Source organism: Chryseobacterium herbae, from assembly GCF_025154075.1.
Lineage (GTDB): Bacteria > Bacteroidota > Bacteroidia > Flavobacteriales > Weeksellaceae > Chryseobacterium > Chryseobacterium herbae.
Genome location: NZ_JAOAMU010000004.1, coordinates 364071 through 390186, shown reverse-complemented (window position 1 = coordinate 390186; position 26116 = coordinate 364071). Strand labels below are relative to the sequence as shown.

Here is a 26116-nt window from a genome sequence, read left to right as displayed (position 1 = left end):
TAATGAGCTTACATGGCTCGTCTGTGCGTGATCAGGATGTGAGAATCTTCATCAGTTTCGTAGTCTTTGTACGAAGTTTTGAAGCCTAATAGTTCTACATTAATGTCTTCTTCTTTTGCTCTGATGTTAGCGAAATCCTGGATCATCTCCAGTACGTCGGTGGCAATATATGAAGTTCCTCTCGCATCAATGGTCACGGTAGAGTTAGATTTGATGTTTTTCAATGTCTTTTTGATCGCTGCCTTATTTAAGAAAGAAACTTCCTCGGCAAGCTTAATATTAATTCCGTCAGCATCATCCAGTTTTTCTCTGCTTAGATAATAAGCCCGTTTCATATTTCCCTGAAGGATATAGAATACAGAGATCGCCAGACCGATACCTACCCCTTTCAGAAGGTCAGTTGCTACTACAGCTACTACAGTCGCAACAAACGGAATGAACTGGAATTTGCCCAAATGCCAGAAATGCTTGAAGGTCGCTGGTTTTGCCAGTTTATAACCTACAAGAATCAGTACTGCGGCAAGGGTAGCCAATGGTATAAGATTAAGTATAAATGGAATAGTCAGAACGCAGACCAATAGAAGTACTCCATGGATCATCGCAGAAAGCTTTGAAGTCGCTCCAGCGTTAGCATTGGCAGAACTTCTTACCACTACAGAAGTCATTGGCAGTCCTCCAATAAATGAGCTGATCAGGTTTCCGATTCCCTGTGCTTTAAGCTCAAGGTTGGTATCTGTAATTCTTCTCTGCTTATCCAGTCGGTCGGAAGCTTCGATACAAAGCAGGGTTTCAATAGAAGCTACAATGGCAATTGTTGCTCCTACTATCCATACTTTAGGATTAGTGAATCCTCCAAAATCAGGCATCGTAACAAGATTTTTGAAGTCATCCAATGATTTGGGCACGGGTAGTGAAACCAGATGCTGTGTACCGATTGCCAATGAACTTCCGGACAGTTTGAACAGTTCATTAAGAAGTATTCCTGCTGCTACTGCCACCAGGGCTCCCGGAAGCATTTTCATTCTTTTTAAAGCCGGAATTTTATCCCAGGCAATAAGAATACCTACCGAAACCAGTGTTACCACAATAGCTCCCGTATGTATTGCTCCGAATAATTCTGTAAAATATCCGAAATTCAGTCCGTTGTCAAATATAGATTCATGCCCTTCGTAATCCTTATCGAATCCCATGGCATGAGGAATTTGTTTTAAAATAATGATGATACCAATGGCGGCAAGCATTCCCTCGATGACGTTGTTCGGGAAATAATTGGATATACTTCCTGCTCTGACAAATCCTAAAATTAACTGGATAAGTCCCGCAATGATTCCTGCGCAAAGGAAAAGTTCGAAAGCGCCAAGATCTGTGATCGCTGTTAAAACGATAGCGGTAAGACCGGCTGCCGGACCTGATACTGATATATTTGAGTTACTTAGAAACCCTACGACTAATCCTCCTACGATACCGGAGATTACTCCAGATAAGGGCGGTGCTCCTGATGCTAAAGCGATTCCGAGACATAATGGAAGCGCGACTAAGAATACAACGAGTCCGGAAGGGAAATTCTCCTTGATTCCTCCTATGAATGATGTTTTTTTCATAATGTTTATTGAAAAATACTATAACTGGCTGATCTGTAATTAGATAATCAGTTATGAAAGATTGGAAATTTAAATTTAAAAGCACGCGTATCCGATATCAGTTTTTGATATGAATACTATTAAAAAAATCTAACTATACTTTAAATTTAAGCTTCCGGAGGCGGAGAAAATATGGTAAGTAAAGGCGACAGATGAAAGGAATCATCTATCAGTTCAAAAGATACGCCCTGAAGATCAGGCTCGGAAAACTTCACGTAGTCGAATACGTCCAGAGTTTTCGGAAGCGTCTTTTCATAAACAATAAAAGTTGATGGGTGAGAATGTGGTTCTTCTTCATTGATGATTACATTGGTCCTTACGAGATCCCAACCAGCTATCGCAGCAATGCCAGGCAGTGCTGTGAAGTTGAGAAAGAAGGTCAATACAATAATACTCCAGAATTTCATCTTACATTCATTTTTAGAAAAACTATGTCGTTTTTCTACTCATTACCCAATCAGAACTTGTAAGGTTGTATATTTTTTGGATGTCTTTCAGAATTTTCTCGAAATCTATATCCAAATCTATAATTTTACCGGTTCTAAGGTCAAAAACCCAGCCGTGAACAGTAGGATACTCTTCTAAAATATATCTTTCCTGTACGCAAGCCATTTTGATCACGTTGATGCACTGCTCCTGAACATTAAGTTCAACAAGTCGGTCATAGCGTTTTCCCTGATCTTCAATAGAATCTAATTCAGCCTGGTGAATTCTGTAAACATCACGAATGTTTCTCAACCATGGATTCAGTAATCCTAAATCCTGAGGAGTCATCGCTGCTTTTACGCCACCGCAGTTGTAATGTCCGCATACGATAATGTGTTTTACTTTAAGATGTTCTACGGCATATTGAATAACCGCTGTGGAACTCATGTCTAAAGTGTTGACTACATTAGCAATATTTCTGTGGACAAAAACATCTCCCGGCTTTGCTCCCATGATTTCTTCCGCTGTAACCCTGCTATCCGAACATCCTATATAAAGATAATCGGGGTTTTGAGTTTTTGAAAGCTCATGGAAAAATTCAGGATCTTTTGAAATTTTAGATTCTACCCATTGTCTGTTGTTTTCGAAAATATCTTTATACGATTGTGACATAATTTTAAATACTAAAGGTGTATAATTATTTATTTCGTTTAAATTATTTTCAAATTCAATAGATCAAATCAATAATCATGCAAAAATATAATTTTTACGGAAAATGCAATCACTTTTAACAATATTTAATATTAAAATATGCTTAAAATCATGTTTAAAACGACTGATACATGCAGTTTCCGGATGAATTGACCTGAAAAATTAATAATCTAAACTCAAAAATGCTATATAAATTTACAAACTATAAACGATAAAATTAAAAATGTAGATTAAAATATTATTAATTCTACAAAAAAACCGCCTCAAAAACTGAGACGGTTCAAATTTTACTTTGTTTTATATTATTCCTTGATAATTTTCACTATCGTTTCAGAATTGTTGATTCTTACTAGATAAGCGCCCGATATCAAAGAAGAGAGATCCGTACGGTCATTTTCAAACTTCCCGGACTTCACAAGCTGGCCGGACAGGTTATAAATCTGATAGTAATAGTCTTTTGCTCTGTCATTTCCTTTGATATACAAAACACTTTTCACAGGATTAGGGAAGAACTCAAGCTTGTTCTGAGCTACTTTTTCCTCAATCACTGCTTTTGCAAGGACGCCTTTTGCTTTTGCCAAAGCATTTTTAGGAACCGGAATAGCGAAAGGTTCATATCTTCCGATCTCGTTTCCATTGGCGTCATACTTGATTTCTGCACAACGGCATGACATCGCTGCCTGCGGACGAAAACCGAATGTTGGTGTTAAATAATACAATTTATCCGTAGCCCCAACAGTTTGGGTGATCACTGCATTAAAGAACATTCCTAAAGAAGAACCGGCACCACCCTGATTGGCGGCAGTCCAGATTCCGGACTTCATAAAGGTATCCGGATTTCCTCCCAGTTTGGAAGCGTCTAACGTATTTCCTCCGTTAAATCCTCTTATTCCGTTGTTCGGGAATGTTCCGATATTGTATTCAGGTCTGTTTAAAATAAATCCATATCTGAATGAGCCTGTACCTGCGGCATTTCCATACACAAAACCGCCCAGATAATTCATTTTATTGATGTCATAAGCCTCATTGCTTACATAGGTATTATCCTTACCCGGATCAATCCCGTAAGAATTCGTGAATTTTGCATTGTAAAACCACGGCGTATTTCCTTTTGAAATAAGGTTTCCAAGGATGACACCGGTAGATACACTTTCCATATCCACGATTCTCCAGCCTGCCGGACAAGGATCATAAGCCGATTTTTCAGTGGCATGTCCCCATCTTTCAGGCATATTGCCGTTTTCGTCTGAAACCCAGTCTGTTTTTGTACCATCAGACTGATACAGATAACTTAAAGGATTGGTAACGGAATACTTCACGACTTTCTTCAGTTTATCAGCTTTAGAATCCGATGGTGAAACATTTGCTGTTGCAGAATAAGTGGCGTAAGGTTGGGTATAGCTCGTTAAATACTCAGGTTCCAGCATATTATTCGCATACGGAATAGCTCCTGTAGTAGCATTGGCAGGATTATTCTGTCTGTACACAAAATAGTCATTGAATGGTCTTTTACCGCTCACGAAATGATTATAAAACATTCCCGGATTATAAAATACAGGCAACGGATCTTTTCTTCCCCATTGGAAATGAAGGCCACCGCTGTCATGCATTTGATCCAATCTGGCCACTGCAGCCGGATTATTATTGTTGTAAGAACCTAACGGACCTGTATAAGCTGCTGTATTGTATCCGTAAATATGCTCACTGATAAAAGGGAGTTTTGCTCCTAAATCCCTGTCCATAAAGGTAGTTTTCATAGGAACACCCGCACTGGTCATTGGGTCTACAAACTGATCATTGGCAGGAATAACTCCGCCGTTGGTCGCATTTTCCGGATCAAATGTGTAGGTTTCAATAACTGATCTTGGCGCCCAAATATGCCAACTCCATAATACCGGATCATTGTGCTTATTAGCTGTCCATGTGCCGCTGCCTACGTGAAGAGCAACCACGGCATTCCCTGTAGCATTAGGATTTAAAGTAACCTTTAAGATGGCAGTGTCTATCGGGCCATCTACAATTTCCATCTTTTGGATCAGGCTCGTATTGCTGGTCCAAACCACAGAAGAAGACTTTGTGCTTTCTGCCGGGAAAGAAAAATCGGTGCTTAAATGCAGCTTGTGCATAGCGTAAGCTTTTCTTATTGGAATTTCAATAATTCTGTCATTATCCTTATTGGAATCTACTTTATTTCCATTCGGATTAGGAGTTACCAAAGCAGGATTGGTATATTCTACATAGCTGTTGGGTAGTTTAGTCCATGATTCTACAGTTTCCGGAGAATAGGTTTCCGTAGTGGAAGCGACAAATTCCGTTTCAAAAGCTGCCGGCATAAAAGCACTGTTAGGATCGTATATACAACGGACACCACCGCTGCTGGTGTAAGCACTTGTTGAGAATCTGTGCCATCCCGGTTTTGGCTTGGAACCGCTTAACGGATCTGAAATTAAAGTTAAACCTGCAGCACCAAATGAAGGATATCTTACCTGGTTGATCACTTCAGTTGCCGTCATAAATGTAGCCGTTAATAGCCCTCCATCTGCACTCTGATCCTGGAAATTGACCACAGGAGTGATCCATCCTGTTCCGTATTTTAACGGACTTGTACCATTTGGATAGTTTTCATAATTTCCGTTGATAGGGAATTTACCCAGATTCATTCCGGATACGCCTGAAAAATCAAATCCGAACTGAGGATAAACCTTGATCCCCGGATAATCACCATTTAAAGCCGTAGCATTGAATTCAGGATCAACCGTATTTCCCGTGTGTTTTCCCCATGGGCTGTATCTGTTTTCATTAGGCATTGGAGTGCCGGAATTTCTTCCTCCTGAAAAATAACTTGAAGGAACTCTCCAGTTACAAGGACAAGGGTCATACGGAGATTTCAAAGCGTATCTTGAACTGGCTTCTCCCACCACAGCATCATCAATATCTGAATAATTCCCCTGACGTGTATCTCCCCAAAGATCCCACGCTGCTATATTTTCGCGGTAAGGAGGAAGGTATTTCTTGTATTTTTCTTTTGAAAACCACGTGGTGATACCGACCTGTGTCCAGCTGTTGTTGTCATTCTGTTTTAAGAAATCTTCACCGTCATTTGATAGAGCTTCGCCTTTTTTAGCGACAAATACCGGTGTTGCAATAAAGTTAATTGGGTTTTGTATCGAAAATCTGATATTTCCGTTTGGCGTATCTGTCCCCGTATTGACTTGAGCAGAATACTTATTTCCCCTTACTTTTATAAATTTAGACTGAAAAGCAGGATCTGTGTAAGACAAATTGATCTCCCCATTGATCGGGTAGAGGCTTAAGTCCTTGAGACCAAACGATGGGAACGGGTCTTTTCTTCCCCACTGGTATTGAAGCCCGGCAGATTTATGCCAGTCATTGCCTACAAAATTCGCGCTGGTGGCACCCAGGTTTCTGTCCATCCATTTCCAGTTGGTAACAGGATTGCCGTCTTTATCTTTTTCGAAACCGTGATGGTAAGTGCTTCCGTTTACAGACGGATCATCTGTTGCCCATACGTGCCATGTCCAGTAGATCTGATCATTGACTTTGTAGGATACTACAGCGTTACCTTCTTTTATTTTATTGATCAGAACTTTAATCTTAGCATTTTCTCCGGTTCCTTCCAGAGTAACGGATTTGATAAGCCCCGGCTCATCTTCCCAGTATAATCCTGCTTTAGCGATGCCATCAGGGATTTTGGTGTAAGTTCCGTTATCATTCTTCATGAAATCACCACCTTTAGCCCACATTTCGTATGCTTTTTTAACAGGGATATACAAACCGTCTACCTGACTTCCGTTTTTATCCTTTCCTGTGAAAACATAACTGTTTGGCGCTTTGGTCCAATCTGTAACAAGCGTTGGCTGTGCTCCCGGATTAATGGTATAGCAGTTGACAGAGCATTCCGATGCTTCATTTTGATACGCTGTAGTATTTCCAAAAATACCGGTATACTTAATGAACTTTGAAATCTCCCTTTCGATATCCTGTAATGATCTTTTGGTTTGATAGGAGATATTCACATCATTTCTTAGTGCTCCTACGCCATACAATGTCATTTCAGAGGTGTCGGAAATCATTAAATTTTCAGATCCAGGCCCTCTGCGAATTCCCAAACCATTGGTATAGCCAAAATAAGGACCGCCATAATTGCTGGTTGTATTTGGATTTAAGTCAATATAGGTTCCATCATTTTTATAAACTCTTAAACCTGTCGCAAGACTTGATACAATCACTACTGGCTCCTGATCAGGAATGATTTCAGATAAGTTCTTCCATGTTCTGTTATAAAGATTGAAATATCTGCTTTCTAAACGAGTCGGATCTTTGAAATTGAAATATCCCGGACCGTCAGCATCTCCCGGCCATTGACTGAATTTCATGAAAAATCCATTGGCTGAAAATTTACCGGCAAAAATATACACCGGATCATCATAGCTGTACAGATATGGAATCGGGTGTCCGGCTGCTTCATTGTAGATAAATTCGGGAGTAGATCCTAGCGCGTTGGTAATGGCTCCTGTATTAATCAGTTTTACAGATTTGGTATCACTGGCTTCCGTTATAATGTCTGAGGGATTGGTTGGAGAAAAAACAACATCGTTTTTTTTATTATCCATTAAAACATTACTCAGTTTATTCCAGGAATAGGCTGAAGTTACCCTGTCTTTGATTCCTGTAACTTTTCCATTAACATCGGTGATTAATGTGCCTGCTTTTTTAGGGGTTAAAAGCATGGTGTATTCATTTTCGTCCAGCTCACAATTGCCAATAGCATAATCTCCCTGCTTGTAATGGTTTACTGTTTTTCCCCAGACTACACTGCTGAAATTGGCCGTACCTGAATCAGAGCTTAGTTCAACCTTTACATTGTAATTAGGATTTACCGAAGCGGGCAATTCAAAAGTGGCTTTTAAATTTTCGTTATACTGGTTGTACGAGTATAATGTTTTACACCAAACGGTCACCCATTCTCCCTGAGTATTCTGATACATAATCGAAAGGAGGATATTACTGTCGGTAAAGGGTTTGGAGAGCTGGCCGTTCATGACGACCAGTCCTTTTTCATTCACATTTTGTGAAATGATTAGGAGTGGATCCAGATCATAAATGCTGGGTGGTGTTGGCGTTTTAAGTCTGGACCCACTGGGTTTCTCATCAGGTTTCGGGATAGGGATAGTCCTCGAAAATGCATGAGACGATGCAATACAAAAGACTGCAGCAAAAATCTTAAATGTTGATTTTTTTTTCATACGTATTAAAATTAAAAGTGTTTTTACGGAAAGTAAGGCACTGTAAATAGTTAACAATCAGTAGATAAAAAGCAGTAAAAATTTCTATAATCAATATTGGTTTTAATCCCAACCTGAGTAATGGAAGATGGAAATTTTACAACTAAAAAGCTATTGCTGTTTCTTAAATTAAAATAAATCAGTGACTTGATGGGATTTCTGAAATAGTGATGTTTCCAGTATTGAGGGAAAAGGAGGCATCATAGAAGAATGCGTGATCCTTAGGAAGTAATCTTTTTTTCATGGGATGTGTTTTTAAGTTATTGTGTTTTGTTTTTAAATGATTAAAAATTTTAACCAGAAAGTTTAATTTTCAAAAATTCTCTAACAAAAATCGACAAAAAAACTTTTTCCCACAATAGGGACATTGATTTTTTAAGTGAAAAATTACCTATATCGATATAAATCTATAGAAAGATGTTTTAGACCTTATGATTGATATAAGCTTCTGTAGCTCTTTCGTTTGGATAAATAGTTCCAGGATTTCCCATGACTACAGAATTGGCAGGGACATCAAAATTTACGTATGAATTGGGGGCAATCAACACATTGCTTCCGACTGTAATTCCACCTACAATAACAGCATTGGCGCCAATCCAGACTTCATCACCGATGGTCGGAATGCCCTGAAGTTTACCACGGTTCTGCTGCCCGATAGTTACCCCTTGAGCAATATTGCAGTTTTTCCCGATTTTAACCTTAGGATTGATGACCAGGCTTCCCCAATGTCCCAAATAAAAACCTTCCCCGATTTCAGTTTCAGGATAGATCTGGTACCCGTATTTAATTTGATAATGTCTGAGAACCAATTTCCAGAATATTCCCAAAACAGGCTTGTTGTGATATTTCTGGGCTTTTCTTAAAACATATACAAAATGCAGATTGGGATTGATACATTTCTTCCAGATCTCAAATGAAGAGAGCCATTTTCCGCTTTCCCTGTAAAAATCTTTTTGTATAAGTGTATAACCCATTCTTAAGCTATTTATAATTCATCAATAATTTCCTGAAGCTGTGCCACAGACTTCTCCAGTACAAAAGGCAGATCTGCTGCTTTAATTTCGTTTTCGTAACGGCTGACAAGTTCCCTGTCTATAAGAAACTTCTTCATCCCCTCGTAGATTCCGTCCTCCGAATTAGGGCTGATCAATCCTAATTTTCCATCTTGCAAGAGATCTTTAATTCCGGAAACGTCGGTAGATACCACCGGTTTATTCAGGATCAGTGCTTCAGCAATGATGGTAGGAAAACCTTCATGTCGGGAGGACATCACATAAAAATCAGCCTTTTTTAAATAAGGATAAGGATTGCTTCTGAATCCCAGCATTTTTACCGTTTCCTGAAGTCCGAGCTCGTTGAGCTGGGTTTGGGTTTTCTCATATTCAAAACCGTCACCAATGATGATGATCTGATGTTTCAATCCTTCATCGATCAGTTTTTTATGAACATCCAAAAGTCTGTCGTAGCCTTTCTGTGGATAAACCGTTCCAATGGTGATAAACGTGGGAATATCATTGGAAAAAGGATAATCATCAATGGCAGTATTTGCCTTTTTTAATGTGTCCTGTTTATCAATCGGATTGAAGATTTTCACAACAGCATGCTTCTCTCTGTCGTTTTGTGCGACTTTCTGCATTTCTTCTTTCAGTTTATTGGAAATAACCAGTATTCTGTCGAATTGAAAAAGCTGTCGGATGACATCAGGAGTATATTCTTTAAGATTGAAAATGTCATTTTGAATCCATATAATTTTCTTCGAATCCTTCTGCGGGCTGGATAACAGTTCTCTGTACATCCCGTGGATGGCACCAATTTCTACGTCGTATTTTTTATCTTTTAGAACAAATTTATAAAGCAGTGAAGGAAACCAGAGAAACATTTTCTGATACAATACCCTGAATGCTTTCACCGGAATTTCGTGAGGCTTGTTCGTGGTAATCATTTCGCCTTTCAAAAGATAATGAAGTTTCACCCATGACGGAACTTCTTTGATGTACATGCCTGTATAAAGGTTGATCAGTAAATCAACTTCGTATTTATCTTCCGGAAGGTTTTTGAGAAAATTGATCAAAACTTTTTCTGCACCACCATGTCGGAGTGAACCGATGCGTATTAGGATTTTCTTTTTTGCAGCCATTATCTTACAGGTTTATAACTGTGTGGAAGATGTTCCCTGATGTAGGCCTCCAATTTTGGACGGTCTAATTCAAGTTCCCGCGGATACATGACATTATTTTTAAGGGCCTTGTCCCCATATTCTTCAATAGTACAGATGAATTTTGCAGGAACTCCCGCAAAAACAGAGCCTGCAGGCATAGAATTGGTCAGGATAGAACCAGCACCTAAAACACAGTTATCACCCATTTCCACGCCTAGCATAATAATTGTATCTGCCCCAATTAAGCATTGCTTGCCGATTTTTATTCTTCCAAACGCTCTTACATCTTTATATTTTTCAAAAAAATGAAGGGCGTTGTAACCTCCGTCATGATTAATAAATCTCACATTATTTGAAAATGTGGTTTCGTCACCTATTTCAATTAAAAAAGGTTCGGTTCCGAATTCCGGGACATCTACAAAACGTACATTTTTTCCTACTTTCAATCCTTTTGCAATATTGAGTTTAAGGTAGATTTTTTGTATCATCAGCTGATAAGTAGTGTGGATTTTTAATATAATCCGGAATAGGAAAATCATCATTTGAGTAATCTGCTTTTTTATTTTTACTTTTACAAAGAAAAAGAATTTCTATGATAAAAGTTTCCAAAATAGAATATTATTTGCCGGACAATGTTCTGACCAATGAGGATCTTGAAAAAGAATTTCCGGAATGGAGCTCCGATAGAATTCATGAAAAAATAGGGATTAAACAGCGCCATATTTCCTCAGATAGCGAGACCGTACTGGAGCTTGCTGTAAAGTCTTCCGAAAAGCTTTTCGAAAATTACGACAGAAGCAAAGTAGATTTTATTCTGTTCTGTACCCAAAGTCCGGATTATTTCCTTCCTACGACTGCCTGTATTCTGCAGGACCGGTTGGGACTCAGAAGGAATATCGGAGCTACAGATTTTAATTTAGGGTGCTCCGGATTCGTTTATGGACTGGCTTTTGCTAAAGGATTAATCATGTCCGGGATTGCGAAAAGTATTTTACTGATCACGTCGGAAACGTATTCGAAGCACATCAACCCGAAAGATAAAGCGAACCGGAGCATATTCGGGGACGCATCGGCCTCTGTGATTGTAGAGAAAGATGAAAATGCCAGGGAGTATCAGTTTTGTCTTGGAACAGACGGAAGCGGTGCCGAGAATCTTATTGTAAAGAAAGGAGCTTTCAAAACAGATTTTGAACTGAATCCTGAAAATGAGTTTGAACCTGAAAATCTGTACATGAACGGACCGGAAATTTTTAATTTCACGATTGAAAATATTCCCGGGCTGGTAAAAGAAACTCTGGAAAAGAATGGTTTAACCATGGACGATATCGATCATTTTGTTTTTCATCAGGCTAATTCTTTTATGCTGAATTACTTAAGGAAAAAGATTAAAATTCCGGCAGAAAAGTTTTACATTGATATGGAAAACACAGGGAATACGGTATCTGCAACCATTCCGATCGCATTGAAAAATATGATGGATAAAGGGATGCTGAAAGAAGGAGACCGCGTATTAATGGCCGGTTTTGGAGTAGGCTATTCATGGGGAGCCACTGTGCTGGACATTTGATTTATGGGTTTGGGATACGAGTTACAGGTTTTAGCGTCGGAGAGTTTGAGGGTTTGAGAATTTCGGGATGTGAGTTTGAGGTAGGAGACTTATAGAGTTGATGGCCGTGAATAAAGAAATATTCAATAAACGACAAGTATCTGGTGGCTGAGGCACTCGAAGCCACCAGTAACGATATCACTGGTTTATCTCGCTTTCAATTTAATAAATAATATAAAAGCCATAAAATAAAAGAGATATGAAGACATCCGTTTTTTTAGAGAAATTACAGGAAGAATTAGAAGAAGATGAAACGCTTACAGTGGACACCAATTTAAAGAGTCTGGAAAGCTATGACTCCATAAGTCTGCTTTCAGTGATTGCATTTGTTGATGAAAATTTCGATAAGAAAATCGATACGAGACACTTTAAAGATATAGAAACCGTTTCTGATCTTATGAATGTAATTGGTAAAGAAAATTTTGCGAATTAATGAATCAGTTTTCTTTAAAAGATAAAACAATTCTTATTACAGGGGCTTCTTCCGGAATCGGGAGAAGCTGTTCTGTAGAATGCAGCAGGAGCGGAGCCAGTCTTATTCTTGTGGCAAGAAACGAAGACGAACTTCAGAAAACAGTATCTATGCTGAATCCTGATACCAAAGCAGAAACCATTATTGCCGATATCACCACAGCTGAAAACCTTGAAGAGCTGATCGCTGAAAAAGTGGCTGTTTTAGGAAAGATCTCTGGATTTATTCATTGCGCAGGCATAGAAAAGACATTGCCGTTGAAAAAGCATACTCCTCAGCTGTACAACGATATTTTTGCAGTCAATGTGATTTCAGGTTTTGAAATTGCTAAGATTTTATCCCTTAAAAAATATAAAACCGAAACTTCCAGTTTTGTCTTTATTTCCTCAGTAGCAGGAATGGTGGGCGAAATAGGAAAAGCAGCTTATTCAGCGAGTAAAGGAGCCGTAGTTTCAGGCGCACGTTCTCTGGCTATGGAACTTTCAAGAAGTGGAATCAGGGTGAACAGTGTGAGCCCGGCCATGGTCAATACACCGATCCTGGAAAAAATGTTTGAAAACATTGGAGAAGAAGCTGCCGAAGAAATCCTTAAAAAACATCCGCTCGGAATCGGGCAGCCTGAAGATGTGGCCAATGCATGCATTTTCCTGCTTTCAGATGGAGCTAAGTGGATTACGGGATCTAATCTTGTGGTAGACGGAGGATATTCCGCCCATTAATTTTTTTGGTAAAGGTCTTCCAGAATTCCTTCCACCGCATCAAATATTTTCTGATTGTCAAACTGGTCCTCTATGGTTTCCAGGTTTTTTCTGATTCTTGCAATAAGCTCAGGATCCGTAAGAAAAGTTTTCATAGCAGAATACATTTCCTCCGTTTCATAATTGATGAGGTAACCGGTTTCGCGGTCTTTGATCATCACTCCTACATCTCCCGTATCGGTAGCAATAATAGGTTTCTGAAGGATTAATGCTTCAGCGATGACCAGTGGCCAGGCTTCAGATTCAGAAGGGAGAATGAAATAATCAGCATTTTTAACATACGGATAAGGATTCATTTTGTTACCGGCTAAAATAAAGGTCTCCTGAACATTATTCTGACGGATCTGTTCGGTAAGGTTTTTCAGTTCTTCACCGCTTCCTAAAATCATAATCGTGTGGTGGAACCCTTCATCAATCAGTTTTTTGTGGGCATCAATCAGTTTGTGGTATCCTTTTCTGTCGTGAAGACGTCCCACAGAAACGAAAACCGGCCCCTCAGGAAGAGCTTCTATTTTTTCCTCTGCTTTTCTTTTGATCTCGTCAATAGGGATAGCATTGATCACTACACTTTCCTGTGGATAGTTTAGTTTAGGGTAATATTGATGCATCATATCCTTGATTTTCTGAGAACAGTAGATCATATGATCAAATTGTGGAAAATTTTTAAGGATATCCGGAACCAGTGGCTGTAATTTAGGAACATTGATTTCAGAGTGAAACCAGCCTATTTTTTTGGAAGCAGCATTGCTTGAATTGATAACAGATGAAAATGTCGAATAGCTGGGAGCAATTTCAATATCAAATTTTTTATTTCCTAAAAGACGGTCAGAAATCTTATGGTCTTTCTGGGCACGGGAAAGCTTAAGTCTCCTGCGTAACAGCTGCAGTTTATGGATCAGAGGATTTTTAGAAAAATCTTCTTTACCATCTGTGATATAAACTTTTTTAATGTGCTTCGGGAATTCGTTTCTCAGCTCACCCTGATTCAGATTCAGACAAACTGTAATGTCAAATTTTTCAGGATTGAGATTATTGAGGATACTGAGAATTACTTTTTCCACGCCACCCATCTCCATGGAACGGTGTCTGAAAAGGACATTGATTTTATTATTCTTCATCGTTAACTAAAGATTTGTTGTGCAAATATTTTTAGCTTTTTCTTTATCCTGAAAGATATAGAACTCTGATATTCCAGTAAACTATAAATTTCGGCAGAGTTGTGATACTCAGTCGGAACAGGCTTCCCATTTACCGTTTTAAGATTTCTGCGATGCATGGCATTGAAAATAACCTTTGCAAAATACTCACGGGATTTCGGTCTGTTTTCATTCTGAGAAATTCCTCCGGAATGGGTTCTGTAAAGATAGTTGGCTTCATTGATAAATTGGACTTTACCTTTTTCGTACATTTTTAAGTACAGATCCTGATCTTCGGCAATTCTCATTACCGTATTGATCTTTTCAGTCTGCTCATAAACGCTTTTTCTGAAGCTGACAAAATGGACAATATGAACGGGACAATTAAAAAAATAAGGATCATGGTTCGGAACACTCATAGTCAACTTGGGAATGTCTATCGGAACAAGGTTTTCGTCACATTTTACGAATTTAGAATAGGTAAGGACTACCTCTTTGTTTTTTTCGAAAATCTCAATGCTTGAGAGCAGCGCATTGGGAGTAATGGCATCATCGGGATCTACAAAACCACAGATATCTCCGGTGGCGAACTCAATAAGTTTGCTTTTTGTAACCCCTACACCGCTGTTTTCTACGTTCTCGTATATTTTGAAGCGGGAATCATTTCCTATGATCGTTTTTATGACTTCCAGAGAATCGTCAGCAGAGGAATCATCAAGAATGACAGCTTCCCAATTGTCATAAGTTTGTGCAATAATGGAATCATAACAGGTTTTGAAAAATTTACCATTATTGTAATTGGCAATCAGGATAGAAAACTTCATTGGACATATTGGTGTTTTTTGATAAATAAATTTTCACAAAGATAAAAATTAAACATTACAGAAAAATAATTATTTTTGTGAACTAAACTTTAACACAGTGAGTGAAATAGCAAGAGTTCTCAAAACTTTTATCGGGTATCTGAAAAGGCCTGATCTCTATCCGGAGCTTGGCCGGAAAATCATCAAAAACACAATAAACAGAAGCAATTCTTTTAAAGGAAAAGATAAAACCAACTCATGGGCTGCAGCAAGGTCTGTCTCCCAAAAGGAAGCCGTTTCAAAGCTGTTCGATCTTGAAATAGACGAGTTCCGTAAGGACTACGCAGATGTTCTGAAAACGTCTGAACAAAAAGAAAAAGCATGTCCTGTAAAAATGGGCGGTCCCGGAGCTCTGGAACTCATGTATTATGCATGTGAATTTACCAATGCGCAAAACGTTGTAGAAACTGGTGTGGCTTATGGATGGTCTTCACTGGCTTCTTTGTTGTCTCTGTCAAAAAGAGACGGAACACTGTACAGTTCAGATATGCCATATCTGGCACAGGACGGTGATCAGTATGTAGGTTATGTAGTGCCGGAAAGTTTGAAACCCAACTGGAAATTATACCGTTTTGCGGATAAAGAATCTTTGCCGAAGATTTTTGCTGAAAATTCAGTTTTTGATGTTCTGCATTATGATTCGGATAAGAGTTACAACGGAAGGATGTGGGCATACAATGAGTTGTACAAACATCTTAAAAAAGGAGGCGTATTCATCAGTGATGATATTGGTGATAACTCTGCTTATCAGGATTTCTGTGAAAAAAATACTATAGAAACAACAGTAGTGGAGTATGAAGGAAAATACATTGGAGTTTTTATAAAGTAATTTCTGTACTTATTCCATTAAAGAAAACTCTATGCTCTTTAATTCTATTGCCTTTCTCATTTTTCTACCCATAATTTTTATTTTATACTGGTGTGTATTTAATAAGAATTATAAATTTCAGAATATGCTTTTACTGGCAGCCAGTTTTTATTTTTACGGCTGTTGGGACTGGCGCTTTCTGTTTCTTCTCGTGTTTTCCATTTTGTTGGATTATTTTTCAGGAATTCAGATTGAAAACAGTAAAACTAAAAAGCAGGCCACCTTCTGGCTTGTCTTAAGTATCGGGATCAATCTCGGATTTCTGGGATTCTTTAAATATTACAATTTCTTCATTGAGAATTTTGCTGAATTATTGAAAACATTCGGGTTCGGGGTCAATATGTGGATGCTAAAAGTGATTTTACCGGTGGGTATTTCCTTCTATACATTCCATGGCTTGTCTTACGTTATTGATGTGTATAAAAAAAGAATTCCTGCAGAGAGAAACTATGTAGATTATGCGGTTTTTGTAAGCTATTTCCCGTTATTGGTTGCTGGACCTATTGAAAGGGCCACACACCTTCTTCCCCAGATCCAGCGTAAAAGATCTTTTGATTATGAAAGAGCAAAAGACGGGATGGCGCAGATTCTTTGGGGATTTTTTAAGAAGATGGTGATTGCTGATAACTGTGCTCCGATTGTCAACGAAATATTTACCAATTACCATACGGAAAGTGCCAGCAATCTTGTGCTGGGAGCGGTTCTTTTTGCATTCCAGATTTATGGGGATTTCTCTGGATATTCAGATATTGCGTTGGGAACCTCCAGATTATTTGGTATTGAATTATTAAAAAACTTTTCTTATCCGTATTTTTCGAGAGACATTGCGGAGTTCTGGAGAAGATGGCATATTTCACTTTCTTCATGGTTCAGAGATTATCTGTATATCCCTTTAGGAGGAAGCAAGGGTGGATTGTGGATGAAGATCAGAAATACTTTTATCATCTTTCTCGTAAGCGGTTTCTGGCATGGCGCCAACTGGACTTTCATTATTTGGGGCGGTTTGAACGCTCTGTTTTTCCTTCCGTTACTGATAGCTGAAAAAAACAGACATCATCTGGAAGTAGTAGCGATGGGTAAGATCATTCCCTCGTTCAGGGAGGTTTTCAGCATTCTGATCACTTTTGCACTGACCTGCTTTGCCTGGATTTTCTTCCGCGCAGCCAGTGTTTCGGACGCGATAGGATATATTAAAGGAATTTTCAGTCAAAGTTTATTTTCGTTTCCCACTGCATTTCACCCTGTTTTAGCAGGATTGATTATTTTTATGCTTGGAATGGAATGGATGAACCGAACCCACGATTACGGATTGAAAATTCAGGAAAGGAAATGGTGGATTCAGGCGGTTATTTATATTGTAGTAGCCTATCTTACTTTGAATTTTGCCAATTTCGGGAGTAATGAATTTATATATTTTCAGTTTTAAATGAAAAGATTTCTTTCCATATTGTCTTTGTTTGTCGCCATACTATTTGTTATTGGCCTGATAAAGCTTGCTCTGAGCCCAAACAGCAATTATTCCTATCCGTTTTTAAACGCGAAAAAAGAATATTTAAAAAAACATCCGGAATACAATCTTTATTTCATCGGAAGCTCAAAGATCAATAACCAGATCGACTGCCAGTTGATTGATGAACACATTCAAGGTTTAAAATCCTACAATTTAGGCGCTAATGCAAGCTTCAATCTGGAAAATTTCCAAACCCTTACATCTGTACTTGAAGATCCTTCTTTTAAACCGAAATATATTGTTCTTGAACTTCAGGATAAAATCAATATCACCAAGCTGAATCTGAAAACAGAACGGAGTTTTGGTGCTTTTAATTATGAAAATACTCTTTTTGCAGCTCAATTTCAGGCAGACAATGGCAACTACAAACAGGTGGGTCTGGCGTGGGCTTCATTTGTTCTGAATGTTTTTCGTTTTAATAAGCATTGTGACGAAAAAGCTGTTGAGGACAACTACAATAGCTCTATCTACAAAAACCAGGGTTTTTCAGCATTGGAATACAGTAAAGTTCCAAGAACAGAAGAAAAGACACTTAAAAACGTCATTAAAGACAGATTGAATCGCTATTATGCAGATGATAAAAAACACAGCCCGAATAAAGCTTTGGTTGAAAAAATCAATGAACTTGCCGATCAGTGTACAAAAAGAAATATTGAGCTGATCATGTTGATTCCCGGACCAGCGGAACCTGATGCTAAAAAGCTTCTGGCCTACCGGAACGCATTCAAAGTTCCAGTTATAAGTCTTGTCGATCCGGAAGAATACCCTGAGTTTTATCTGTATGAAAACCGATGGGATTATGGACATTTAAATGAAAAAGGATCAAAAATTCTTTCAACGGAATTAGTTCCTCTTCTGAAAAATGTGTTGGAAAAAAAATAGAAGCTAAAACGATAAACGCTGTTGAACAGCTTTGATGAATGAAGATCAACCAGATTACCTTTACCCGATTTCTTGCAGCCATCGCCATTGTTATTTCTCATTTTAACAAAGATATGTTCGTTTATAAAACAGACTATATCGCAGATATCTTTTTGAAAGCGAATGTGGGGGTAAGTTACTTTTTTATCCTTTCGGGATTTATCATGATTGTGGCTTATCACAAGAAAGAAAAGATCGGTTATCTTGAGTATTACAGAAATAGATTTGCGCGGATCTATCCGCTCTATGTGCTGGGATTGCTGCTTTATCTGGTGACCAGATATTCAAATTTCAGTATCGACAAAGGCTTTCTGTATCTGTTCGGCCTGCAAAGCTGGATTCCAGGGAAAGCGATGATCTTAAATTTTCCGGGATGGTCTATCTCTGTAGAGTTTCTGTTTTATCTGATCTTTCCGTTGCTTTATAATTATTTCTATTCCAAAAAAAATAAAAGTATCTGGGTGGCTGGTATTGCTTTATGGATCCTTACGCAGGTATTTTCCCATCTTTATGTCGGTTCACCTTCTTATAAAGGACCTCACACAGAAAGCCACGAGTTTCTGTATTATTTCCCGCTGATGCATGTGAGTGAATTTTTAGTAGGAAACCTTGCCGGACTGTTTTTTGTGAAGCGTTTTAAGCAGAAAAACTACGACATTCCGGTGATTCTGATCTTTGCAGCCATCATGTTCGCCCTGATCTTTGTTCCTCTTTTTTATCACAACGGATTGATGGCAGTACTGTTTATTCCGCTTATTATTTTACTTTCATGGAATAACGGATTGGTGACCCGGCTGTTTTCATTAAAACCGCTGGAATATTTGGGCGAAGCGAGCTATGCAGTTTATATTACCCATATTCCTGTCCTGTATATCCTCAGAGAAGTTCTTAAAGGGCAGAATTATAAGTTGGATATTAACAGCGTATTCTGGATTTATCTGGTCGTTTTGATTATTACTTCGATGGTGTTTTATCAATTTATCGAAAAACCGCTCAGAGATTATCTTAAAAAAGTAAATATCAGATAAAATCTTTATTTTTGTAACCAAACAACACAAAGAAAAAATGACAAACGTTCCCACTACTTATAGAGACAGTGAAAATCCCGGACTTCGGGAGACCTGTAAAACGAACAATAAACAACTGACAGAATTGGAAGGCGGTACATTCATATTTTAATAAAATAAAAGAATCTATGTACAAAACGTTTTCGGAACTGAAAAAAGTACTCCGCAGAGAAATTCCTCAGCTTAAGAAGATCAAAATCGCATTACTGGGCGACACCGCCACACAGTTTCTCAATGTAGCTTTGAGAGGAACCGCTGTGCATGAAGGTTTTGAATTTGAAATTTTTGAGGCAGATTTCGGACAAATTTCAAGACAGATCTTAGATCCTTCCTCAGAGTATTATGAGTTCAATGCAGATTATACCATCGTCTTTGAATCTACTCATAAATTATTAAGTCAATATTATAAATCATACGATTCACAGATTGCTTTCGCAGAACAGAAAATCTCCTATATTGAGGATCTGTACCGCACGATTCAAAACAGAACCAAAAGTAGAGTGGTCTACTGTAATTTTCCGGGAATAGACAATCAGGTTTTTGGAAACTTTGCCTGTAAGGTAGAATCTTCCTTTGTTTTCCAACTGAATAAACTGAATTATCTGCTTTCTTCACAGATTGCTGTTCATCATGATAATTTCTTTATTGCAGATCTGCTTTCGATTCAAAATAAATGGGGACGGGACTTTATGTTCTCACCAAGTATCTATGTGAACACCGAAATGGTGCTTTCACTGGACGCACTACCGATTGTAGCGCATCATGTTACCGGAATTATTTCCTCTCTGGAAGGGAAATTTAAGAAATGTCTGATCCTGGATCTGGACAATACCACCTGGGGTGGAATCATCGGGGATGACGGACTGGAAAAAATACAGATAGGAAGCCTGGGCATTGGAAAAGCATTTACTGAGTTTCAGTACTGGATCAAGGCTCTTCAGAAAAGAGGTGTGATTCTTGCCGTGTGCAGTAAAAATGATGAAGATAAAGCCAGAGAGCCATTCGAAAAACATCCGGATATGGTTCTTAAAATGGATGATATTGCTGTTTTCGTGGCCAATTGGGATAACAAAGCGGATAATATCAGAAAAATCCAAAGCATCCTGAATATAGGATTTGATTCTATGGTTTTTCTGGATGACAACCCGTTTGAAAGAAATATTGTAAGAGAAAACCTTCCTGAGGTTTGCGTTCCTGAATTACCGGAAGATCCGGCCGGATATCTCGAGTATTTATATGGTTTGAATCTTTTCGAAACAGCAAGTTTCTCAGAAAATGATGCCGAAAGAACGAAACAATACCAGGTAGAAGCACAAAGAGCAGTGGATCTGGACAGTTTTACCAATGTGGAAGATTTTCTGAAGAGCATGAATATGACTTCTGATGTAAAAGCATTCGACAATTTTTCAAAACCAAGAGTTTCACAGCTGACCCAGCGTTCCAACCAGTTTAATCTGAGAACAATTAGATATACGGAACAGGATGTAGACCATGTGATCCATTCAGATGACCATTATACCATCTCATTCACCCTGAAAGATAAATATGGAGACAACGGCCTGATCTGCGTGATCGTTCTGGAAAAGAAAACTCCGGAAACTCTGTTTATCGATACATGGCTGATGAGCTGTCGGGTCCTGAAAAGAGGAATGGAAGACTTTACCCTGAACACGATCGTAGAAACAGCGAGAAAAAACGGGTATCAATATGTAGTTGGAGAATATCTCCCGACCGCCAAAAACCAGATGGTAAAAGATCATTATGAAAGACTGGGGTTTTCAGCTAAGGAAGATCAATGGATTTTAAACGTAAATGACTATCAAACTAAAGAGGTTTTTATACATCCCAACCTATGAAAATAGAACAGCTAATTGAAGAAATTGCAGCTAAAAATGCCATTCATGGTAAAAAGCTTCAAAAGAACTTTTCTTTACTGAAAGAAGAAGAAAATTATATATCCGACTATACTGTTTTTATCAATAAGTATAAAGGCATTCTTGAAAAAGAAAACCTCACTTTTGATGATTCTATCAATTATTATCTTAAAATGATTGGTGATTTCAATGAAGAAATGCTGGATTTCGTGAGAACCGGAAAGTATAGAAACACCTCATTTGATGATGTAAATAAGGCCATGTACAACAATCCTGATGTGATGGTTTCTCATATGCACGGGCTATTGCTTTCACAATTCCTTTGGAGACATCATTATGCCGTTTATCAGTATTTTAAAAACAATATTCGAAAGTATACGCCCATAAAAACATATCTTGAAATCGGTGCTGGACACGGTTTGTATTTTGAGGCAGCGATGGAAAATATTGGGGACGACTGTACTTTTGAAGCACTGGATATCAGTGAATCTTCACTTGCCCTTACCAAAAGTCTTATAAAAAGCGATAAAGTTCTTTATCATCTTAAAAATGTATTCGATTATAATGATGATGAAAAGAAGGATTTTATTACGATGGGTGAGGTTTTGGAGCATGTAGAAGATCCTTTATCATTACTAAAGAAAATCAAAAACTTAATAAAACCGGAAGGAACGATCTTTATTACAACGCCTACCAATGCTCCTTCAATGGATCATATCTATCTGTTTAACACTATTCAGGAAATCAGAGATTTGATTGATGAAGCAGGTTTGGAGATCGTTAGTGAAAGCTATTTTGTAAGTGAAGATGTCGATCTGGAAAAAGCAGAAAAAAGAAAGATTGCAACGATGTATGCATCATTTTTAAAAATAAAAAATATTTAAGCACTATGAATAAGAACGAAATTTTATCAAAACTGTCAGAAATTTTCCGTGAAGAATTAGACAACGAAGAAATTACTTTAACTGCTGAAACTACAGCCAATGATGTGGAAGAATGGGATTCACTTTCTCATATCCAACTCATTGTAGCCGTGGAAAGAGCTTTTGGAATTCGTTTCACTTCTTCTGAAATCCAGACCTGGAATAATGTAGGAGAAATGGCAGACTCTGTTGCTGCAAAGCTGTAATGAAGTTTCACCACATTGGAGTGGCCTGTAAGGATATACAGGCAGAACTCCAGAATATCAGAAAGCTGCACACGATCATAGAAGAAACTCCGGTTGTTTTTGACCCGAAGCAGGAAGCGGAATTATGCATGATTACGGTTGAAGACGGTCTTAATATTGAGCTTGTTTCCGGAAAACCGGTAGAAAATCTTTTGAAAAAAAGAATTTCATACTACCACATCTGTTATGAAGTGGAAGATATTGAAGCCACAATAGAAGACCTTACGGAAAAAGGAGGAATGCTGATCTCACCGCCTAAAGAAGCCATACTTTTCAATAACAGAAAGGTCGCTTTTTTAATGCTTTCTTATGGAATTATTGAACTTTTAAACAGTAACTGACGATGCAGTTTACCTCATTAATATTTGTGCTTTTCTTCTCACTTTTTTTCGCCATGTATTGGTGGGTTTTAGGGAAAAATCTTAAAGCACAAAATATATTTCTGTTGCTGGCAAGCTATATCTTTTATGCGTACTGGGACTGGAGATTTCTCGCACTTTTGATAGGAAGTTCTGCTATCGTTTATTTTCTGGGATTAAAAATTGCTGAAAAAGGGCCTAAGACAAAGCTTTGGGTCAATCTCGGTTTAATTTTTTCTGTCGGAACATTGTTATATTTTAAATATTTTAATTTCTTTATTGAATCTTTTACCGACCTGTTTGGAATTGAAAATGATCTGACATTAAAAATCATTCTGCCGCTGGGGATCAGTTTTTATACGTTCAGAATGATAAGCTATCTCATTGATATCAAGAATAATAAACTGAAAGCTGAGACCGATGCTTTGGCGTTCTTTAATTACATTTCTTTTTTTCCAAGCATGACCTCCGGACCTATTGATAAAGGTGGATTACTGCTTCCCCAGCTTAAAAAAGAAAGAGTTTTTACGTTAGAAAACGGCTCGGATGCAGCAAGACAAATTTTATTGGGAGCCTTTAAAAAATTAGTTGTTTCCAATACAATTGCTCCTATAACTCAAAATATTTTTGCCAATTACGAATATCTTTCCGGGAGTACTGTTGCTTTTGGGGCTATACTTTTCCTTTTTCAGATGTATGCGGATTTTTCAGGATATTCAGATATGGCCATAGGTTTTGCCAAACTTTTAGGTTTCAAAACGACCAAAAACTTTGCCTTCCCTCTTTTTGCTCAGAATATCGCTGACTACTGGAGAAAATGGCATATTTCTCTGACCTCATGGCTTACGGAATATGTATTTACCCCTTTGGTCATTGCTTTTCGTGATTACGATAAAAAGGGGTTGCTGCTCGCTGTATTTCTCAATTTTGTCATCATAGGGTTCTGGCATGGTGCCAACTGGACGTTTATCTGCTATGGCGCACTACAAGGGTTGTATTATATTCCTTTGGTCGTTAATAATCAGATTAATAAAAAGAAAAAATTATCTAAAACTATTCCGACATTCAAAGAATTAGGTAATATTCTATATACCATGGCTTTGGTATGTTTTGCTTTAATTTTATTTGTAGCTCCCAATCTAAAGGAGGCTTTTGGGATGTATGGAAAGATCTTCAGTTTATCGCTTTTTTCAATCCCACAATTCATTAAAATTAAGATTTTAGGTTTAATAGCCATCGTTATTTTATTTGACTGGATCAACAAAGACCAGGAACACGGGCTTGATATCAAAAGACTGAATCCTTTGGTGAGAAGAGCCATGTATGTTTTTCTGATCTTCCTGATCATGTATTACGGAGTATTTTCCAACGGTAGCTTTATTTACGAACAGTTTTAATATGGGAAAATTTTTATTTAAAATATCATTCTATATCATCGGAATTATGGCTGTGCTGATGCTTTTGGCTTCTTATGCAGACGGCAATACGGATGATAACTATATGCACTTTGCGGTAGAGAAACCGAAGAATATTATTTTAGGGGATTCCAGAAGTGTACAGGGAATTGTCCCAGAAGTTTTGAAAAATAAACTTTCCACTCCTTTTGACAATTTCTCACTGAACATTGCCCAGTCTCCTTATGGTGAGATCTATCTCAATGCTTTGAAAAGAAAACTGGACCCCAATACCAAAAACGGAATTTTTATTCTCACCGTAAATCCATGGAATCTGTCCTTGAAAAATGATGTATTCACTAAAGCAGATTATCCTGAAGAGAAATCGCCATTTAAAAGCATGTACTTTTATAACATGTCTCCCAATTATGAATACCTTCTTAAAAATTTAAATAAGAGCTGGTTTAGAATATACCTCGATAGGGAAGCGGTAGTAAGGTCCAAATCATTCCTTCATAAAGACGGGTGGATGGAAGTAACTGTTGATATGAATAAAGATTCTGTAAACGCCAGAATAGCTAAGAAAACGCAGGAATATCAACTTATGCTGAAGGATTACAAGCTGTCTGAGGTACGTATGAAAGCGCTTAATGAGATCATAGACTATTTGCAACCAAAAGGAACTGTGTATCTGGTTCGGATTCCGGCTACTCAAAATATTATGAATCTTGAAAACCAGAGGTTCCCGGAATTTAGTGGACTGATGAGAGATCTCTCCAGGAAGAAGGATGTTAAATTTTACGACTTTTCCGCACGCTGTGATGATTTTGTTTATACAGACGGAAATCATATGTATAAAGAATCCAGCAAGGTGCTTACTGCTCAGATCGCAGATTCTATCAAATCAGAACGGAGAAAATTAAAATAAGCGGTCCCTGAAATTAATATTATAAAGTCCTGAACGGATGCTTTTGTAATCGGTTACCAGATATTTCAGGATCATGCCCCATTTATTGACGGTGGATGCATTCGCAATCTGGAAGCTGCGATGCATTCTGCTGATGTGCTGTTTGACATTGTCCGGCATTCCTTTTTCACCGGCGGCCCAGTTTTCAACTTCTTTCCATAAAATAACCCTTGTGCTTGCCGGATTTATTTTCTTTGAATCTACCAGAGTGATGCGGTTATTTTCATGCACGCCTCTTACGGCTACAGCCTCATCCAGAATTCCCGGATAGAGGTCAAGGTAGAAAGAGAGACGGAAAAGAAAATCAGTGTCCTGGTGAAGCCTTAAAGTCGTTCGGAATAAGACCTCCATTTTTCTCATCATCGGTTCCCTACGGATGGTAAGCGCATCAATGCTGAAAAGTCCAAAGCTTCCCAACATATGGATCTGGCCGAGAAAAACATCTTTCGGGGGGTGTCTTTTGTAAACCGTGGCAAGCTTATCTTCAAACAACGAATAATACTGTTCTTTAGCTTTTTCGGTATAATAATGTACTCCGAGAGCTCCATAAACACCTTCTACATCAGGGTTTTTAAAAAGTTCCTTTTCTGCATCGAAACGGTTCGGGAGAAAGTAGTCATCGGCATCAAGGAACGCAATGAAATCTCCGGTAGATTTTTCTATTCCCAGATTTCTGCTGGGTCCCGCTCCATGGTTGCCTTTGTCCGGATGCTGGTAAAGACGCACCCTGTCATGCTTTTCAGCAAGCTGCTGACATACCTCCAGGGCATTGTCAGGAGATTGATCCTCTACCAGAATAACTTCATACACATCATCGAACTGAAGCGCAGATTCTACGGCTTGGGAAACAAATCTTTCAGCATTATAAACAGGCACGATTACTGAGATTTTCATGTTTTTAAAATAAGCAAC

23 protein-coding genes are annotated in these 26116 nt (G+C 38.2%); 13 read left to right on the top strand and 10 right to left on the bottom strand.

Annotated elements, in window-relative coordinates:
- Positions 1–8 precede the first annotated feature (8 nt).
- The 7 genes from N0B48_RS14855 to N0B48_RS14825 form a co-directional block, all read right to left on the bottom strand.
- Entirely contained in the window at positions 9–1601 is a 1593-nt protein-coding gene (locus tag N0B48_RS14855) for a SulP family inorganic anion transporter (RefSeq protein ID WP_259839542.1), read from the bottom strand.
- 146 nt (positions 1602–1747) lie between these two features.
- Complete coding sequence (locus N0B48_RS14850; protein ID WP_259839541.1) at positions 1748–2047, bottom strand: hypothetical protein; 300 nt, start codon at positions 2045–2047, stop codon at positions 1748–1750.
- A gap of 22 nt (positions 2048–2069) precedes the next feature.
- Positions 2070–2738, bottom strand: coding sequence for a carbonic anhydrase (locus N0B48_RS14845; protein ID WP_259839540.1), 669 nt, complete (start codon positions 2736–2738; stop codon positions 2070–2072).
- 341 nt (positions 2739–3079) lie between these two features.
- A complete protein-coding gene (locus N0B48_RS14840) occupies positions 3080–8044 on the bottom strand; it encodes a T9SS type A sorting domain-containing protein (RefSeq protein WP_259839539.1) in 4965 nt (1654 codons plus the stop codon).
- Positions 8045–8505: 461 nt separating this feature from the next.
- Positions 8506–9057, bottom strand: coding sequence for a serine O-acetyltransferase (locus N0B48_RS14835; RefSeq protein WP_259839537.1), 552 nt, complete (start codon positions 9055–9057; stop codon positions 8506–8508).
- An 11-nt stretch (positions 9058–9068) separates the two neighbouring features.
- The gene (locus N0B48_RS14830; protein ID WP_259839536.1) at positions 9069–10220 is read right to left on the bottom strand and encodes a glycosyltransferase; all 1152 of its coding nucleotides are present in this window, start codon (positions 10218–10220) and stop codon (positions 9069–9071) included.
- Complete coding sequence (locus N0B48_RS14825) at positions 10220–10783, bottom strand: acyltransferase (RefSeq protein WP_259839535.1); 564 nt, start codon at positions 10781–10783, stop codon at positions 10220–10222. Before N0B48_RS14825 ends, N0B48_RS14830 begins: the two co-directional genes overlap by 1 nt.
- A 50-nt stretch (positions 10784–10833) precedes the next feature.
- On the opposite strand from N0B48_RS14825, the gene N0B48_RS14820 reads away from it, so the two are divergent.
- The 3 genes from N0B48_RS14820 to N0B48_RS14810 all read left to right on the top strand — a co-directional run bounded on the left by N0B48_RS14820 (position 10834) and on the right by N0B48_RS14810 (position 13038).
- On the top strand, positions 10834–11808 hold the full coding sequence (locus N0B48_RS14820; RefSeq protein ID WP_259839534.1) for a 3-oxoacyl-ACP synthase III family protein: 975 nt from the start codon (positions 10834–10836) through the stop codon (positions 11806–11808).
- Positions 11809–12046: 238 nt separating this feature from the next.
- Positions 12047–12280, top strand: coding sequence for a phosphopantetheine-binding protein (locus N0B48_RS14815; RefSeq protein ID WP_259839533.1), 234 nt, complete (start codon positions 12047–12049; stop codon positions 12278–12280).
- On the top strand, positions 12280–13038 hold the full coding sequence (locus tag N0B48_RS14810) for an SDR family NAD(P)-dependent oxidoreductase (protein ID WP_259839532.1): 759 nt from the start codon (positions 12280–12282) through the stop codon (positions 13036–13038). The genes N0B48_RS14815 and N0B48_RS14810 overlap by 1 nt, the downstream gene beginning before the upstream one ends.
- Here N0B48_RS14810 and N0B48_RS14805 read toward each other — a convergent pair.
- Together N0B48_RS14805 and N0B48_RS14800 are read right to left on the bottom strand one after the other, a co-directional pair.
- A complete protein-coding gene (locus N0B48_RS14805; RefSeq protein WP_259839531.1) occupies positions 13035–14195 on the bottom strand; it encodes a glycosyltransferase in 1161 nt (386 codons plus the stop codon). The two genes, N0B48_RS14810 and N0B48_RS14805, sit on opposite strands and share 4 nt — an antisense overlap.
- A 2-nt stretch (positions 14196–14197) precedes the next feature.
- On the bottom strand, positions 14198–15037 hold the full coding sequence (locus tag N0B48_RS14800; protein WP_259839530.1) for a glycosyltransferase family 2 protein: 840 nt from the start codon (positions 15035–15037) through the stop codon (positions 14198–14200).
- 97 nt (positions 15038–15134) lie between these two features.
- On the opposite strand from N0B48_RS14800, the gene N0B48_RS14795 reads away from it, so the two are divergent.
- From N0B48_RS14795 to N0B48_RS14750, 10 genes are all read left to right on the top strand, one after another.
- Positions 15135–15905: a class I SAM-dependent methyltransferase gene (locus tag N0B48_RS14795; protein WP_259839529.1), complete on the top strand. Its 771-nt coding sequence runs from the start codon at positions 15135–15137 to the stop codon at positions 15903–15905.
- Positions 15906–15936: 31 nt separating this feature from the next.
- Positions 15937–17370: an MBOAT family O-acyltransferase gene (locus tag N0B48_RS14790; RefSeq protein ID WP_259839528.1), complete on the top strand. Its 1434-nt coding sequence runs from the start codon at positions 15937–15939 to the stop codon at positions 17368–17370.
- Positions 17371–18336: a hypothetical protein gene (locus tag N0B48_RS14785; protein ID WP_259839527.1), complete on the top strand. Its 966-nt coding sequence runs from the start codon at positions 17371–17373 to the stop codon at positions 18334–18336.
- A gap of 38 nt (positions 18337–18374) precedes the next feature.
- Positions 18375–19403 (top strand): acyltransferase family protein, encoded by a 1029-nt coding sequence (locus N0B48_RS14780; protein WP_259839526.1) that lies wholly within the window; start codon positions 18375–18377, stop codon positions 19401–19403.
- A 167-nt stretch (positions 19404–19570) separates the two neighbouring features.
- The gene (locus N0B48_RS14775) at positions 19571–21298 is read left to right on the top strand and encodes an HAD-IIIC family phosphatase (protein WP_259839525.1); all 1728 of its coding nucleotides are present in this window, start codon (positions 19571–19573) and stop codon (positions 21296–21298) included.
- The gene (locus tag N0B48_RS14770; protein ID WP_259839524.1) at positions 21295–22200 is read left to right on the top strand and encodes a class I SAM-dependent methyltransferase; all 906 of its coding nucleotides are present in this window, start codon (positions 21295–21297) and stop codon (positions 22198–22200) included. Before N0B48_RS14775 ends, N0B48_RS14770 begins: the two co-directional genes overlap by 4 nt.
- Before the next feature lie 5 nt (positions 22201–22205).
- Complete coding sequence (locus tag N0B48_RS14765) at positions 22206–22445, top strand: acyl carrier protein (RefSeq protein WP_047450687.1); 240 nt, start codon at positions 22206–22208, stop codon at positions 22443–22445.
- Positions 22445–22825, top strand: a complete 381-nt coding sequence (locus tag N0B48_RS14760; protein WP_259839523.1) for a VOC family protein — start codon at positions 22445–22447, stop codon at positions 22823–22825. The genes N0B48_RS14765 and N0B48_RS14760 overlap by 1 nt, the downstream gene beginning before the upstream one ends.
- 2 nt (positions 22826–22827) lie before the next feature.
- A complete protein-coding gene (locus N0B48_RS14755; RefSeq protein ID WP_259839522.1) occupies positions 22828–24240 on the top strand; it encodes an MBOAT family O-acyltransferase in 1413 nt (470 codons plus the stop codon).
- Between the two features lies 1 nt (position 24241).
- Positions 24242–25165, top strand: a complete 924-nt coding sequence (locus tag N0B48_RS14750) for a hypothetical protein (RefSeq protein WP_259839521.1) — start codon at positions 24242–24244, stop codon at positions 25163–25165.
- On the opposite strand, the gene N0B48_RS14745 is transcribed toward N0B48_RS14750, so the two are convergent.
- Entirely contained in the window at positions 25157–26098 is a 942-nt protein-coding gene (locus tag N0B48_RS14745) for a glycosyltransferase family 2 protein (protein ID WP_259839520.1), read from the bottom strand. The genes N0B48_RS14750 and N0B48_RS14745 overlap by 9 nt on opposite strands.
- Between the last annotated feature and the right edge of the window lie 18 nt (positions 26099–26116).